This is a genomic window from Saccharopolyspora sp. NPDC000359 (genome assembly GCF_040300525.1).
Lineage (GTDB): Bacteria > Actinomycetota > Actinomycetes > Mycobacteriales > Pseudonocardiaceae > Saccharopolyspora.
Genome location: NZ_JBEPDU010000088.1, coordinates 1 through 14,659, shown reverse-complemented (window position 1 = coordinate 14,659; position 14,659 = coordinate 1). Strand labels below are relative to the sequence as shown.

The following is a 14,659-nucleotide window of genomic DNA, read 5'->3' as shown; positions in this document are numbered from 1 at the left end:
CGCGGCGGCCGCGGTCTCCGCCGCGAACCCCGCCGACCTGGCCCGCGACCTGCGCTCCGGCACCGCCACCATCGAGGTCGACGGGCAGGTCGAACCGCTGAGCACCGACGACGTGCTCCTCAGCGAGGTGCCGCGGACTGGCTGGGTGGTGGAGTCGCAGCGCGACGTCACCATCGCCCTGGACACCACGATCACCTCCGAGCTCGAACGGGCCGGCCTGGCCCGCGAGGTGGTCCGCTTCATCCAGGACTGCCGCAAGCAGGACGGCCTCGACATCACCGACCGAATCACGGTCCGCTGGCGCGCCGACGGCGAACTCCGCGAAGCGCTCCTGACCAGCGCCGCGGACATCGCCACCGCCGTCCTGGCGGTCGACCTCGCCGAATCCCCCACCCCCGCGCCGAACCCCACCGAGCACCCGGGCCCCACCGAGCACACCGACCCCGACCTCAACCTGACGATCTGGCTCCACCCCCAACCCCGAACCCCCTGACCTCCACCGGCGCCCGACGTCCGACGTCCGGAGCCCGGAGCCCGGCATCCGGCCGGACCAACGCGACTCCAGCGGGAATCGGACATCTGTCCCCAAAGAGGTGCTCTCAGCGCCATCGCACAACGCCCGACACACCCCCGGCGTGCCGGGCGCACGACACGCCGGAGGTCCGCAGTTTCAATTGAAACTGCGCCGGTTCCCCACTCATGTTCGAGGTTTCAATTGAAACTGCGGACCCCACCACCCACCCGGGCGAGGAAGGGACCGTGCGAAGGGGAGAGGCCCCTGGACGGCGAAGGGCCGCGGGCAGGCAGCCCGCGGCCCTTCGGCAGGGGTCCGGTCAGCGAGTGCTCGCCGAGCCGATCTGCTCCTGGATCTCGTCGTGGTAGGCGCCGACGCGGGCGTAGACGCCGGGCTTGCCCGGACGGGCGCAGCCCTCACCCCACGAGGTGACGCCGATCAGCTTGTTGTCCACCACCAGCGGACCACCCGAGTCGCCCTGGCAGGCGTCGATGCCACCCTCCGGGACCCCGGCGCACACCATCGAGTCCGGGCTGTACTCCTGGTACGCGCCGGAGCAGGTGTCGTCGGAGGTCACCGGCACGGTGGCCTGCTGCAGGTGGTCGGCCTGCTGGCCGCCCTCGGTGGTGTTGCCCCAGCCGAGGATGGTCGCCTGCGAGTCCGGCGCGTAGCCGGGGTCGTCGGCGGCGGCCAGCTCGATCGGGGCTTCCTGGACCGGGGCCTCCAGGGTGAGCACCGAGACGTCGTAGCCCTGCGTGGCGTCGGTGTACTGCGGGTGCACCCAGACGTCGGTGACCTTCGAGACGGTCCCGTCCTGGGAGCTCATCACGGTGCGGCCGCTGACCACGTTGATGTCGGACGGCTGCGAGCCGTCGGTGCAGTGGGCGGCGGTGAGCACCTTGTCCGGGGCCACCAGCGAGCCGCCGCAGAACTGCTGGCCGCTCGGGGTGACCAGCGCGACGGTGAACGGGTGGTCCGCGATGTCGGCGTCCTCGCCGCCGACGATGTAGGGGTTGACGTCCGCCGGCTGCGCGGGCTGGGCCTGCGCGACGGAGGCGGCGGAAAGGGCGGCGACGGCGATCGCGGTGACTCCGGCGAACCGGGCCAGGCGACGTGGGGCATCGACCATCGTGTTCTCCTCGTGTGCGGAAATCGGCCGCTGCCAACCAGTCCCGGTGACCTGCCTCCCACCGGGTGGTTACGCTCAGCGACTAACTCGGTCGAACAATATCCACGTCGACACCGACCGGGAAAGCACCGGAATTTGCCGTTTTACCCAGTACCGCACGGACGTTCACGCAGTTCAGCGGTGGACATCCGGCAGGAATCCGCTAGTCGGGCCCGCGTTGGCGGTCGCGCCGCGAGCGGGTTCGGCGACCGTCCGAAGCGGACATCGGGGAGTCCGTAGTGACCCGGCAGGGTGAAGCGCGCGCGAGAAGCGTCCCCGGCGCACCCCGAACTGCGCCGGGGACACCCCAACCGCGGCCGGACCCCTCCGACCGGTGGTGCCACCGATCCCCGAACCGGTGGCAGGCACGTTCCAAGGCCCCGACCGCCCTGTGCGGAACGTGCTACCTCTGGTCTATCTGATCACCGGTGGAATATTCCAGGGCCAATCGGTGGAGCTTGCCCGGGTTGATCGTTCAACCTCTCGGACCAACCCGCCGCCGGGCACGCGGAGCCCAGCTCACCGCGGCACCAACCCGGCGTCGTAGGCGAGCAGCCCGGCCTGCGACCGGTTCGAGCAGGACAGCTTCACCAGCAGCCGGGACACGTAGCTCTTGACCGTGCCCTCGGACAGGAAGAGCTGCTCGGCGATCTGCGCGTTCGACAGCCCCTGCCCCAGGCAGGTCAGCACCTCGACCTCGCGCTCGGTCAGGTCCCGGACCAGCTCGACCGCCCGGTTCCGCGCGCCCTGCTCCTCCGCCGACGCCGCCAGCAGCCGCTTCTTCGCCTCCTGGGACAGCACGGTGTGCCCGTCGGCGGCCACCCGGACCAGGCCGATGAGGTCACCCGGCGGGGTCGACTTGACCAGGAACCCGGCCGCCCCGGCGCGCAGCGCGCGCAGCACGTACTTGTCGGCGTCGAAGGTGGTCAGCGCCACCACCGCGGGCGGGTCGGGCAGCTTGCAGATGCGCTCGATGCCGGTCAGCCCGTCGACCCCGGGCATCCGCAGGTCCATCAGCACCACGTGCGGCCGGTGCCGCACCACGGCCTCGACCGCCGCCGCGCCGTCCTGCGCGTCGTCGACGACCTCGATGTCCTCGGCGGAACCGAGGATGGTGCGCAGGTGCGCGCAGACCATCGGCTCGTCGTCGACCACCACGACCCGGATCGGCTCACTCATCGCCGCCCGCCTCCCCAGTAGGCACGTACGCGGGCAGTATCACATCGACCTCGAACCCGCCGTCACCGGCTGGCCCGGCGCGGAACGTGCCGCCGACCAGCTCGACCCGCTGCTGCAGCCCGAGCAGCCCGGCCCCGGACCCGCTGTCCGCCAGGTCCGGCGCGGCCCGGTCCGGCGGCTCGGTGTTGCGGACCACCAGCCGCAGCCGGTCGTCGCTGTGCAGCAGGTGCACGCTCACCCGGGAGCCGAACGCGTGCTTGTGCACGTTGGTGAGCGCCTCCTGCACCACGCGGTAGGCGGTGCGCCCGACCGCGGCGGAGACCATCGCCGGGTCGCCGTCCACAGTGAACTCGACCGGCACCCCGACCGCCTCGGACCGCCCGATCAGCTCGCTGAGGTCGGGCAGGTTCTCCGGTGGGGTGGCGTCCGGCCGGACGTCCTGCTCGGTCGATCCGCGCCGCAGCACCCCGACCAGGTCCCGCAGCTCCTCCAACGCCTGGCACCCGCTGGTCCGCAGCTCCTCGGCGGCCTGGCGGGTCGCCGGGTCCTGCGCCGCAACGCCCAGCGCCCCGGCCTGCAGCACCATGAGGCTCACCCGGTGCGTGACCACGTCGTGCATCTCGGTGGCCAGGCGGGTCCGCTCGTCGGCGCGGGCCTGCTCGGCCAGCAGCTCCTGCTCCCGCTCCGCGCGCTCGGCGCGCTCCCGCAGCGCGCGGACCAGTCGGCGGCGGGCGCTGACGTAGAGGCCGAGGACCGCCGGGAAGATGGTCCACAGCACGCCCGCGACGACGGCATCGCTCGACGGGTCACCCCACGGCCGGACGCTGATCAGCGCGGTGATGCTGATCAGGTCCCAGGAGAAGAACTTCCACTTGCGGCCCGTGGTGTAGACGACGGCGGCGTAGACGGCCCACGGCGTCACACCCGGGACCCACGGGTCGTCGTGCTGGTTGATCAGCAGCAGCGGCCCCGGACCCAGCTCGACCAGGGCCGCCTGCGCGACCGAGAGCACCGCGACCATCGACATGAGCACGATCGGGTAGCGCCGCCTCGCCAGCAGGGCCACGTCCATGACCGTCGCGATCACTTCGTTCGGCCAGAGCCCACCGACCCAGTCGTAGGCCTCCAGGGGCGTTTCGGTGGGGTACATGACGGTCAGGACGCGGCCCAGCAGGATCAGACCGAGCACGAGGGCCACGTCGAATGCGGCCTCCCGCCTGTCGTTCCACAGGAGCCGCCACAGCGGGCGCTTCACCCGGAACACGGTAGACAACGACACGCGGAGGACGGTTGTGAACTAGACCCCCGCCGGAGGGGGTCTAGACGAAAGTTGCACCCGGGGCCGCGGATCGCCGACTTTCGGCGGCCCCGTTCGCTACCAAGCGCAGTGTCCCCGGTGGGGTGGTCCGCACTTCAATGGGTGCAACCGCATCAACCACCTGGGGAAATCATGGATTCCGCTGTTCTCGCGCCGCCCCGGCCACCGGCCCAGCCGTGGCTGCGCCCGCTGGCCAAGTGGCCGGTGCTCACCATCGCCGGGCTGGTCGCCGTCGCGCACCTCGTGCTGAGCGCCTTCGGTGGCTTCTGGATCGACGAGGTCTACATGCTCGCGGCGGGCAAGTACCACCCGGACTGGGGGTACGTCGACCAGCCGCCGGTGGCGCCGCTGCTGGCGGCCGCGATGGACTGGATCGCGCCGGGGTCGGTGGTGGTGCTGCGCCTGCCCGCGGTGCTGGCGACCGCCGCCGCGGTCGTGATGTTCGCGGTGCTGGCCCGCGAGTTCGGCGGGGACCGCCGGGCGCAGGTGCTCGCCGCCGGGGCGGGCGCGACCGGGCTGTGGTCCGGGTTCGTCGGGCACTGGGTCACCCCGTACACCTTCGAACCGCTGCAGTGGCTGGTGCTGAGCTGGTTGCTGGTCCGCTGGGTCCGGCTGCACCGGCAGGGCACCCCGGACGACCGGCTGCTGCTGGTGTTCGGCGTGGTCCTCGGCATCGCCGCGCAGACCAAGGTCCAGGTCGCGCTGCTGTGCCTGGCGCTGCTGGTCGCGGTGCTGCTGGTGGGTCCGCGCGACATCCTGCGCCGCCCGCTGTTCTGGGCCGGTGTCGGCATCGCGCTGGTCATCGCGGCCCCCACCATCCTGTGGCAGGCCCGCCACGGCTGGCCGCAGCTGCAGATGGGGGCGGTCGTGGCGGCGGAGTCCCCGGTGATGTCCGAGGGGCGCAGCGGCACCGCCCTCATGCTCGTGCTGTTCGCCGGGGGTGCCGGTGCGGCGTTGTTCCTGATCGGGCTGTGGAAGCTGCTGCGCTCCGCCGAGCTGCGGCCGTACCGGTTCCTCGCGGTGGCCACGATCCTGCTGTACGTGTTCATCGTCGCCACCGCCGGGCGCCCGTACTACCTGGCCGGGATGCACGGCGTGGTGATCGCCGCCGGGCTGCTGGCCCTGCAGCGCCGACGGGAGGCCAAGCCGTCCCGCTGGGGGTGGACGGCTTGGCTCCCCTACCTCGCCTCGGTCGCGATGGCCGGTCAGATGATGTTGGCCACGACCCAGTTGACCTCGTTCGCGGTGCCGGACTCCGATGCGGTCGCCCGCGAGACCGCCGCCGCGTTCGCCGCGCTGCCACCGGAGCAGCGGGAGCGCACCGCGGTGCTGGGCGACAGCTACATCGCCGCGTCCATGGTCGAGGTCGGCCGGGAGCGGTACGACCTTCCGGAGGTCTTCAGCCCGCACCGGGGCTACGGCTACTTCGGCCCGCCCGGCGAGCAGGTCGACACCGTGCTCTACATCGGGCACCCACCCGAAATGCGCGCCGAGGACATCGCGGCGGAGGCGTCCGCCCAGGGCCCGGCGGAGCTGCGTCAGCACTTCACCGACGTCGAGCAGGTGAGCAACGGCGAGGCCCCGATCTGGCTGGCCACCGGCAGGATCGGCACCTGGTCGGAGATCTGGCCGCAGGTTCAGTCGCTGTAGGAGGCCGCGGTGACCACCGGACGTACCATGAACGACCCGTCCGACCTGCGAGAGTGGCGGTCGCAGCCAGCCGACCGCAGGAAGGGGCCGACCGTGCCCGATGAGAACACCGTCCGGATCAGGCTCCGGCCACCGCGCAACCGCGTGGAGCGCCGCGCCATCGGGTGGTGGACGACGCAGGCCCTGGCCCTCGTCGTCCCGGTGCTGATCGCGTTGGCCGCGACCGCGCTGTTCATCCCGCCCGCGCGGTTCTGGCTGCTGCTGTCGCTGGTGGTGGTCGCCGTGCTCGGCGTGCCCTACGTGCTGGTGATGCCGCAGTGGCGCTACCGGGTGCACCGCTGGGAGATCACCGAGGCCGCGGTCTACACGGCGGCGGGCTGGCTGCGCCAGGAGTGGCGGATCGCGCCGATGTCGCGCATCCAGACGGTGGACACCGTGCGCGGGCCGCTGCAGCAGCTGTTCAACCTCTCCAGCGTCACCGTGACCACGGCCTCGGCGGCTGGGCCGCTGACGATCGACGGGTTGGACCGGGCGGTCGCGCAGTCGGTCGTCGAGCAGCTGACCGCCACCACCCAGGCGACCCCGGGAGACGCGACATGAGCAGCGTGATCGACGGGCAGTGGCGCCGCCAGGACCCCAGGACCATCGCGTCCGTCGGACTCCTGGTGCTGGCGCCGGCGGTGCCGACCGTCGGGATCATGACGATCTCCGGGGCCGGGGTCGGCGCGCTCCTGATCACCGCGTCGCTGTGGTTCGCCGGTGCGCTGGCGCTCGCCGGGCTGGTGGCGGTGGACTGGTGGTTCGCCTGGTACCGGATCACCCCGGAGCGCTTCGAGCTGCGCAAGGGCGCGCTCACCCGGAACCACCTGTCGATCCCGCGCGAGCGCATCCGCAGCGTGGACCTCACCGCCGGTCCGAGCCACCGCGTCTTCGGCATCACCACGGTCAAGGTGGGCACCGGTGGCCGGGGCGGCGACAGCAGCGAGCTGAAGCTCGACGCGATCCTCCGCTCGCACGCCGAATCGCTGCGCCACGAGCTGCTCTTCGGCAGTTCGTCCACTGTGGCCGGTTCGGAGGTCGAGGCCGAGCCCGCGGGGAGCACCACCCTCGCCCGGCTCAACCCGGCGTGGTTGGCCTACTCCGCGCTGTCGGTGGGGCTGATCCTGATCGTCTGGGGCGCGATCGCCTCGGCCTTCGGGTCGTTCCGCGAGCTGCTGCTGAAGACCGGGGTCTTCAGCGCCGTCGGCGAGACCGTGCAGTCCATGGCGCTCTGGCTGGTCATCGTGCTCGCCGCCGGTCTCGCCCTGGTGGTCGGCGTGGTCGGCGCCTTCGCGCTGTCGCTGGAGATGTGGTGGGGGTTCCGGCTGAGCCGCGACCGCGGGGACACCCTGCAGGTCAGGCGCGGCCTGCTCACCACCAGGTCGGTCTCGCTGGAGGAGCGGCGGCTGCGCGGCGTCGAGCTGGTGGAACCGCTGCTGCTGCGCTGGTCCGGCGGCGCTCGGCTCGCCGCGGTGGCCACCGGCCTGAAGCAGAAGAAGGAGGAGCACCAGCCGGACAACAAGACGCTGATGCCACCGGCCCCGCGCGCCGCGGTGCAGCGGGCCTCGGCGGCGGTGCTGCGCGAGCCGCAGTCCCCGACGGAGGTCCCGCTGCGGCGCCACCCGCGCGCCGCGCTGCGGCGGCGGATCAACTGGGCGCTGATGGCGGCGGCACCGGTCCTGGTCGCAGCCGTGGTGACGGCGTGGTTCGGCTGGGTGCCGGGGCCCTTGGCGGTCGCCGTGGTCGTCATCGCGGTCCTGGCGTTCCTGGGCTTCGCGGTGGACGCCTACCGCAACCTCGGCCACCAGCTGACCGGCCGGTACCTGGTCGCCCGCTCCGGCAGCGGGATCCGGCGCACGGCCGTGCTGCAGCGCGACGGCGTGATCGGCTGGAAGATGAGCCGCACCCTGTTCCAGCGGCGGTCGGGCCTGATGACGGTCGGCGCCACGACCGCAGCGGGTAGCAGCATCTACGAGGTGCACGACGTCGCCGAGGAGGAAGGCCTGGCAATGGCCCGCGAAGCCCTCCCGGAACTACTCACACCGTTCCTGGAGCGGGGGTGAAGCAGTCCGCGTGGCGGCACCGCTGGCGCCGCCACGCGGCGGAGAGGGGCGAACAGCAGTGAGTGCGCAACCGGGCTGGGCTCGGTCGCGCACTCACGGTTCACGGCACGGGGTCAGGAGGCGTCGAAGCAGCCGTGCTTGAGGCTGCTGACGAACTCGTGCCAGCGCTGCACCGCGACGGTGATCTGGCCGGCGGAGCGGTTCTTGGTGTCGCGCACGCCGACGCAGTCGCCTCCGAATCCGACTTCGACGCACTGACCCTGCCCCTGGGTCCGCGTGCTGGTGCGCCAGTCGGTGATGTTCGCCATCTTCTACAACTCTCCTATGCGTTGTTGCATCAGTTCAACGGAACCGTCCGGATCTACCGCATGCGCTCGTAGGTGGTCCATCATCGTGACGTAGTTCGACAGCTCTATCTCGCGTTCGAGGTAGAGCCCGCCCACGTGGGTTTCCAGGTAGACCACGTCGGGGTCGATGTGGTTGGAGTAGCGCAGGATGACGAACGGCCCAGCCTGCGCCGGGTGGGCTCCCGCGTCCAGCGGCATCACCTGCAACGTCACGTGCGGCAGCTGCACGAGCTTCAGCAGGTGTTCCAGCTGCCGCCGCAGCACACCGGGCCCGCCGACCTTCCTGCGCAGAGCGGCTTCGCCGACCACCGCCCACAACTCCAGCGGGTTGTCCCCCACCACCCGCTGCTGGCGCTGGATGCGCAGGTCGACCCGGCGGCTGATCTCCGAGTCGTCTGCCCGGATGAGGGTCGCCTTCGTGATGGCATAAGCGTATTCACGGGTTTGGAGTAATCCTGGGATGGCCTCGGCCTCGTAGGTGTGGATTGAGGAGGCTTCCGCCTCCAACCCCACGTAGGTCTCGTACCACTCGGGCAGGACGTCGCTGTAGGAATGCCACCAACCCCGCTTGCGAGCGTCGCGCGCGAGGTTGATCAGCTGATCCCGCTCGCACCCGTCGACCCCGTAGAAGTCCAGCAGCGCTGAAACGTCACCGACCGACGGGGAGCGCTTCGCCGTCTCGAACCGCCCGATCTTGGCCTGCGTGCAACCGAGGTGCCCGGCGGCTTGCTGTTGGGTGACCTCCGCTCGCGCTCGCAGTCGCCGCAGCTCGGCAGCAAGGCGGCGGCGACGCACCGTGGGACTGACTGTCATGTTTTCCATCCTGCCCGGATGTCCACACTGCGTCACGACCCCATCACCCTTACGACATCCGGCCCAGCGACCCGAACCAGATGATCTGGTGGGCCGCGATACACATCGGATGTTGGCCGAAGATGGTTACGTTTATCCCCCCGATCGAGTAGCCATCGCCAAGATGGAGTACACCCGCACGGGTTCCGGGACGCCGGTGGGCGGAACCATTCGATGGGTGACCACGACGGCGCGGACACTTGCGATCGGCGCACGCCGGAACCACGACCTCGGCTTTCGCCTCCGGGAACCGGCAGCACCCAGCTCAACGAACCGCGGTGGAAGCGGCGGAATCCCTGGTGAATTCTCAAATTCGAGAATTCACACCAGGGACAGGACGGCGCAACGACGCGGGGCGGGACCGGGCACCGCGCGTCACTGACCCGCGAAGCATCCGATCCCGCCCCGAATCACCCGATCAGCCGCGCGGTGCAACGGCATTCCGCACGGCGCAGCCGCGTTCAGGGCCGCGGCACGTTGCGCAGGTTGCTCCTGGCCAGCTGGATCATCTTGCCCACCCCGCCGGACAGCACCGTCCGGCTCACCGCCAGCGCGAAGCCCTTCACCTGGTCGCCGGTGATCCGCGGCGGGATGGACAGCGCGTTCGGATCGGTCACCACGTCCACCAGCGCGGGCCCCGGGCGGCGCAGTGCATCGGCCAGCGCCTCGCGCACCTCGCCCGGCTTCTCCACCCGCGTCGAGTGGATCCCGGCCGCCGCGGCGATCGCGGCGAAGTCGACGTGCTCGTGGTCGGTGCCGAAGTCGGGCAACCCGTCCACCAGCATCTCCAGCTTCACCATGCCCAGCGAGGAGTTGTTGAACACCACGAGCTTCACCGGCAACCGGTGGGTGCGCAGGCTCAGCAGGTCACCGAGCAGCATGGCCAGGCCGCCGTCACCGGACATCGAGATGACCTGGCGCTCCGGTTCGGCGATCTGCGCGCCGATGGCCTGCGGCAGCGCGTTGGCCATCGAGCCGTGCACGAAGGAGCCCAGCACCCGACGCCGCCCGTTCGGCGTGATGTAGCGGGCCGCCCACACGTTGCACATCCCGGTGTCCACTGTGAACACCGCGTCGTCGGCGGCGAGGTCGTCGAGCACGTCGGCCACGTACTCGGGGTGGATCGGCACCTGGGACTCGACGTTGCGCGTGTAGGCGTCGACCACCCGCTCCAGCTGACCGGCGTGCTCGCGCAGCATCCGGTCCAGGTACGTGCGGTCGTCCTTCTGCCGGACGTGCGGCAGCACCGCGCGGATGGTCTCGGCCACGTCGCCGTGCACGGCCAGGTCCAGCACCGTGCGGCGCCCGAGGTGCGCCGGTTCGATGTCCACCTGCACGGTGTTGGCCTGCGGCAGGAAGTTGTCGTACGGGAAGTCGGTGCCCAGCAGCACGACCAGGTCGGCGCGGTGCATCGCGTCGTGGCAGGCGCCGTACCCGAGCAGCCCGCTCATGCCCACGTCGAAGGGGTTGTCGTACTGGATCCACTCCTTGCCGCGCAGCGCGTGCCCGACCGGTGCGTTGACCCGAGCGGCCAGCTCCATGACCTCCTGGTGCGCGCCGCGCGTCCCGGCGCCGCAGAAGAACATCGGCCGCTCGGCCTGGTTCAGCTTGTCCGCCAGCGCAAGCACCTGCTCCTGCGGCGGCACCACCGTGGGCGGCTCGCACTCGACGATCCCGGTGCCGGTGGCCGAGGCGACCGGTTTCTCCGCGACGTCACCCGGCAGCACCAGCACGGCCGCGCCGCGGCGACCGGACGCGGTCTGGATGGCGGTGCGCAGCAGGCGCGGCATCTGCTCCGGCTGCGAGAGCAGCTCGCAGAAGTGGCTGCACTCGTTGAACAGCTCCTCCGGGTGGGTCTCCTGGAAGAACCCGGTGCCGATCTGCGCGGACGGGATGTGCGAGGCCAGCGCCAGCACCGGCGCCCCGCTGCGGTGCGCGTCGAACAGGCCGTTGATCAGGTGCAGGTTGCCGGGGCCGCAGCTGCCCGCGCAGACCGCGAGCCGCCCGGTGATCTGGGCTTCGGCCCCGGCGGCGAAGGCGGCGGCCTCCTCGTGGCGCATGTGCACCCACTCGATCCCCTCGGTGCGCCGCACGGCGTCCACCACGGGGTTGAGGCTGTCCCCGACGATGCCGTAGATGCGCCGGACACCGGCCTGCACGAGGACTTCGACGAGCTGATCGGCGACAGTGGGCATGACGGGGTCCTCCGGAGGGGTTGGCAGCACGGGCCACCCACCCGTCTACGCCCGGCGCACCGACCCCGCAACTCGGGCGCCGATCACCCGTCCGGCCGAGTTCGGTAACGATCCAGCCGCCTCGCCCGATCTCCTCGGTGCTCGAATCCACCTCTCCGGAAGGGAAATCGCGGTGTCCGTCCGCCTCTACACCACTTGCGCGCTGGCACTGACCGCCTCGGCGGTCGCCGGGCTACTGGTCGGCGGGTTCATCGTGGCGAGCGATCAGCCACCGGCGCCGCCGGTGCCGGTCTCGCAGCTCTCCCCGGCCACCGGCGCCGAGCTGCCCGGGCAGTGACGTCGCTCCACCTCGCGGGACCGCGACGGGGGCATCGGCTAGCGTCGGGTGCATGACCGAACAGAACCGACTCGAGGTCGGCGACAAGGCACCTGAGTTCTCGCTGCCGGACGCCGACGGCAACACCGTCTCGCTGAGCGACTACCGCGGCCGGTCCGTGGTGGTCTACTTCTACCCGGCGGCGAGCACCCCGGGCTGCACCAAGGAGGCCTGCGACTTCCGGGACAGCCTGGCGGTGCTCAACGACGCCGGTTTCGACGTCCTCGGCATCTCCCCGGACAAGCCCGCCAAGCTGGCCACCTTCCGGGACGCCGAGGGCCTGACCTTCCCGCTGCTGGCCGACGAGGACAAGTCGGTCCTGGCGGCGTGGGGCGCCTTCGGGGAGAAGCAGAACTACGGCAAGACCGTGCAGGGCGTGATCCGCTCGACCTTCGTCGTCGACGCGGAGGGCAAGATCGCCAAGGCGCTGTACAACGTCAAGGCCACCGGCCACGTCGAGCGCCTCCGCAAGGACCTGGGCGTCTGACCTCGCGGGCACCGACCCGGCCGGTGCCCCCTCCACTGTCAGTCCAGCACCATGTAGACCGCGACGCCTGCGGCGATCACCACCACCAGGTAGCGCAGCAGGTTCGCCGGCAGCTTCTGGGCGACCTTGCCGCCCGCGTACCCGCCCAGCACCGTGGTGGGCACCAGCATCAGCACCGCGAGCCAGTCGACCGGCGCGATCAGCGCGTACACGACCAGGGTCACCGCGCTGCCGATCATGCCGAGCCAGCTCTTGAGGGCGTTCAACCGCCGCATCGAGTCGGTCGCGGCCAGCACCAGGATCGCGATCAGGATGACGCTGCGCGCCCCGCCGAAGTAGCCGCCGTAGATCGAGGCGAAGAAGATCCCGGCGGTCAGCAGCACCGTGCGGTCCGGGGCGCCCTCCTCGGGGGTGCCGAGCCACCTGCGGATGGTGTTCTGGAAGGCCATCAGCACGGCGGACAGCCCGATCAGCGCGGGCACCACGGCGTCGAAGACCTTGCCGGGCAGGACCATCAGCAGCACGCAGCCCAGCGCGGAGCCGACCATGGCGGCCGCCGAGGTCAGCCAGAGCCGTTGCGGGGTGCCCTTGAGGTCCTCGCGCTGACCGACCGCGGCGCCGACGAAGCCGGGGCCCTGGGCCACCGAGTTGGTCACGTTGGCGACCAGCGGGGGCATCCCGGTGGCCAGCAGCGCCGGGAAGACCAGCAGGGAGCCGCCGCCGGCGACCGCGTTGATCGCGCCGGAGAGGAATCCGACCACGACGAGCAGCACCGGCTCGAACCATTCGGTGAACACGACCACCGAAGTTAGCTTCTGTAACGACCCGAGTTCTCCCCAGGGCGAGCGCAATCACATCGGAACAGGGCATTGCACCACGTTTGGTAACACCGTTATGGTGCTATAACGCCGTTACGGAACACTGGAGGGGGCTCCATGAGCAACCCGTTCACGCAAGGCAACTACGCACCGGTCCGCCAGGAGCACACCTGCGCCGACCTGGAGGTGGTCGGTCACATCCCGGACCACCTGGACGGCCGCTACCTGCGCAACGGCCCCAACCCGAGCGCCGAGATCGACCCCGACGCCTACAACTGGTTCATGGGCGACGGCATGGTGCACGGCATCCGCCTGCGCGACGGCCGAGCCGAGTGGTACCGCAACCGCTGGGTCCGCTCACCGCACGTCAGCCGCGCGCTCGGCGAACCACCGCGCCCCCGCAAGCCGCGCGCGGGGCTGGACGTGCTCGGCGCGAACACCAACGTCATCGGGCACGCGGGCCGCACCCTCGCCCTGGTCGAGGGCGGCGCGGCGAACTACGAGCTGACCGACGAGCTCGACACCGTCGGTCCGTGCGACTTCGACGGCACGCTGCCCGGCGGCTACACCGCGCACCCCAAGCGCGACCCGGAAACCGGTGAGCTGCACGCGGTCTCGTACTTCTTCGGCCGGGGCAACACCGTCCAGTACTCGGTCATCGGCGCGGACGGCCGGGCCCGCCGCACGGTGGACGTCGAGGTCAGCGGCAGCCCGATGATGCACGACTTCTCGCTGACCGAGGACCACGTGGTGTTCTACGACCTCCCGGTCACCTTCGACCCGCACCAGGCCACCGCGACCATCGCGCCGAGCTGGCTGCGCCGCCCGGCCCAGCTCGTGCTGTCCGCGCTGATCGGCCGGATCCGCGTCCCGGACCCGATAAGCGCCCGGATGACCCGGTTCACCTCGGCGAACCAGGCCTTCCCGTACCGCTGGAACCCCCGCTACCCGGCGCGGATCGGGGTCATGCCGCGCAACGGCGGCTCGCGCGACGTCCGCTGGTTCGACGTGGGCGCCTGCTACGTCTTCCACCCGCTCAACGCCTACGACACCGAGGACGGAGTGGTGTTGGACGTGGTGCGGCACGCGAAGGTCTTCGACTCCGACCTGAGCGGCCCGTCCGAGGGTGCTCCGACGCTGGACCGCTGGACGGTGGACTTCAAGCGCGGCCAGGTCCGAGAGGAGCGCCTGGACGACCGCGAGCAGGAGTTCCCGCGCGTGGACGAGCGACTGGTCGGCAAGAAGCACCGCTACGGCTACTCGGTCGGCGGGAGCACGCTGTTCAAGCACGACCTGGCGTCCGGCCGGGCGGAAACCCGCTGCTTCGGCGCGGACAACCAGGTCGGCGAGTTCGTCTTCGAGCCCCGCACCCCGGACTCCGCCGAGGACGACGGGGTCCTGATGGGCCTCCGCTACACCGCGGCCGAACAGCGCAGCGACCTCCTGCTGCTGGACGCGGCAACCCTGGAGACGACGGCGGAGGTCCAGCTCCCGGACCGCGTCCCCAACGGCTTCCACGGCAACTGGGTCCCGACCGGGGCCTGAGGGGTCGTGAGTGCGTAACAGTGTTCCAACCCTGTTTCGCACTCACGACCCCTGACCTGCAGGAACGCGTGCGCATCTCCGACCGCGCGACGCAGCTCTTCCTGGAGC

The 14,659-nt window shown here is 71.0% G+C and carries 14 protein-coding genes; 7 read left to right on the top strand and 7 right to left on the bottom strand.

Going from position 1 to position 14,659, the window contains the following annotated elements:
• Positions 1-493 (top strand): DUF5915 domain-containing protein (locus tag ABT324_RS32560; protein WP_351185472.1); only part of this gene is annotated, 493 nt, incomplete at its 5' end.
• 340 nt (positions 494-833) lie between these two features.
• Here ABT324_RS32560 and ABT324_RS32555 read toward each other — a convergent pair.
• The 3 genes from ABT324_RS32555 to ABT324_RS32545 all read right to left on the bottom strand — a co-directional run bounded on the left by ABT324_RS32555 (position 834) and on the right by ABT324_RS32545 (position 4,140).
• Entirely contained in the window at positions 834-1,643 is an 810-nt protein-coding gene (locus tag ABT324_RS32555; RefSeq protein WP_351185469.1) for a S1 family peptidase, read from the bottom strand.
• Between the two features lie 558 nt (positions 1,644-2,201).
• Positions 2,202-2,861: a response regulator gene (locus tag ABT324_RS32550; RefSeq protein ID WP_351185466.1), complete on the bottom strand. Its 660-nt coding sequence runs from the start codon at positions 2,859-2,861 to the stop codon at positions 2,202-2,204.
• A complete protein-coding gene (locus ABT324_RS32545; protein WP_351185463.1) occupies positions 2,854-4,140 on the bottom strand; it encodes a sensor histidine kinase in 1,287 nt (428 codons plus the stop codon). The genes ABT324_RS32550 and ABT324_RS32545 overlap by 8 nt, the downstream gene beginning before the upstream one ends.
• A gap of 171 nt (positions 4,141-4,311) precedes the next feature.
• On the opposite strand from ABT324_RS32545, the gene ABT324_RS32540 reads away from it, so the two are divergent.
• The 3 genes from ABT324_RS32540 to ABT324_RS32530 are packed head-to-tail and all read left to right on the top strand — an operon-like array spanning position 4,312 to position 7,931.
• Complete coding sequence (locus ABT324_RS32540) at positions 4,312-5,829, top strand: ArnT family glycosyltransferase (protein WP_351185460.1); 1,518 nt, start codon at positions 4,312-4,314, stop codon at positions 5,827-5,829.
• 9 nt (positions 5,830-5,838) lie between these two features.
• A complete protein-coding gene (locus ABT324_RS32535) occupies positions 5,839-6,429 on the top strand; it encodes a PH domain-containing protein (protein WP_351185457.1) in 591 nt (196 codons plus the stop codon).
• Positions 6,426-7,931: a PH domain-containing protein gene (locus tag ABT324_RS32530; RefSeq protein ID WP_351185454.1), complete on the top strand. Its 1,506-nt coding sequence runs from the start codon at positions 6,426-6,428 to the stop codon at positions 7,929-7,931. The genes ABT324_RS32535 and ABT324_RS32530 overlap by 4 nt, the downstream gene beginning before the upstream one ends.
• Positions 7,932-8,044: 113 nt before the next feature.
• On the opposite strand, the gene ABT324_RS32525 is transcribed toward ABT324_RS32530, so the two are convergent.
• The 3 genes from ABT324_RS32525 to ABT324_RS32515 form a co-directional block, all read right to left on the bottom strand.
• Positions 8,045-8,239 carry a DUF397 domain-containing protein gene (locus ABT324_RS32525; protein WP_351185451.1) on the bottom strand — a complete coding sequence of 65 codons (195 nt, stop codon included), beginning with the start codon at positions 8,237-8,239 and terminating at the stop codon, positions 8,045-8,047.
• Between the two features lie 3 nt (positions 8,240-8,242).
• Positions 8,243-9,091 carry a helix-turn-helix domain-containing protein gene (locus tag ABT324_RS32520; RefSeq protein WP_351185448.1) on the bottom strand — a complete coding sequence of 283 codons (849 nt, stop codon included), beginning with the start codon at positions 9,089-9,091 and terminating at the stop codon, positions 8,243-8,245.
• A gap of 500 nt (positions 9,092-9,591) precedes the next feature.
• Positions 9,592-11,325 (bottom strand): pyruvate dehydrogenase, encoded by a 1,734-nt coding sequence (locus ABT324_RS32515; RefSeq protein WP_351185445.1) that lies wholly within the window; start codon positions 11,323-11,325, stop codon positions 9,592-9,594.
• A gap of 172 nt (positions 11,326-11,497) precedes the next feature.
• Between ABT324_RS32515 and ABT324_RS32510 the strand changes: the two genes are divergently transcribed.
• Together ABT324_RS32510 and bcp are read left to right on the top strand one after the other, a co-directional pair.
• The gene (locus tag ABT324_RS32510; protein WP_351185442.1) at positions 11,498-11,662 is read left to right on the top strand and encodes a hypothetical protein; all 165 of its coding nucleotides are present in this window, start codon (positions 11,498-11,500) and stop codon (positions 11,660-11,662) included.
• Positions 11,663-11,714: 52 nt separating this feature from the next.
• A complete protein-coding gene (bcp, locus tag ABT324_RS32505) occupies positions 11,715-12,188 on the top strand; it encodes a thioredoxin-dependent thiol peroxidase (RefSeq protein WP_351185439.1) in 474 nt (157 codons plus the stop codon).
• A 38-nt stretch (positions 12,189-12,226) separates the two neighbouring features.
• On the opposite strand, the gene ABT324_RS32500 is transcribed toward bcp, so the two are convergent.
• Positions 12,227-12,985 (bottom strand): sulfite exporter TauE/SafE family protein, encoded by a 759-nt coding sequence (locus ABT324_RS32500; protein ID WP_351185436.1) that lies wholly within the window; start codon positions 12,983-12,985, stop codon positions 12,227-12,229.
• Between the two features lie 138 nt (positions 12,986-13,123).
• On the opposite strand from ABT324_RS32500, the gene ABT324_RS32495 reads away from it, so the two are divergent.
• Positions 13,124-14,551 (top strand): carotenoid oxygenase family protein, encoded by a 1,428-nt coding sequence (locus ABT324_RS32495; protein WP_351185433.1) that lies wholly within the window; start codon positions 13,124-13,126, stop codon positions 14,549-14,551.
• The last annotated feature ends 108 nt before the right edge of the window (positions 14,552-14,659 follow it).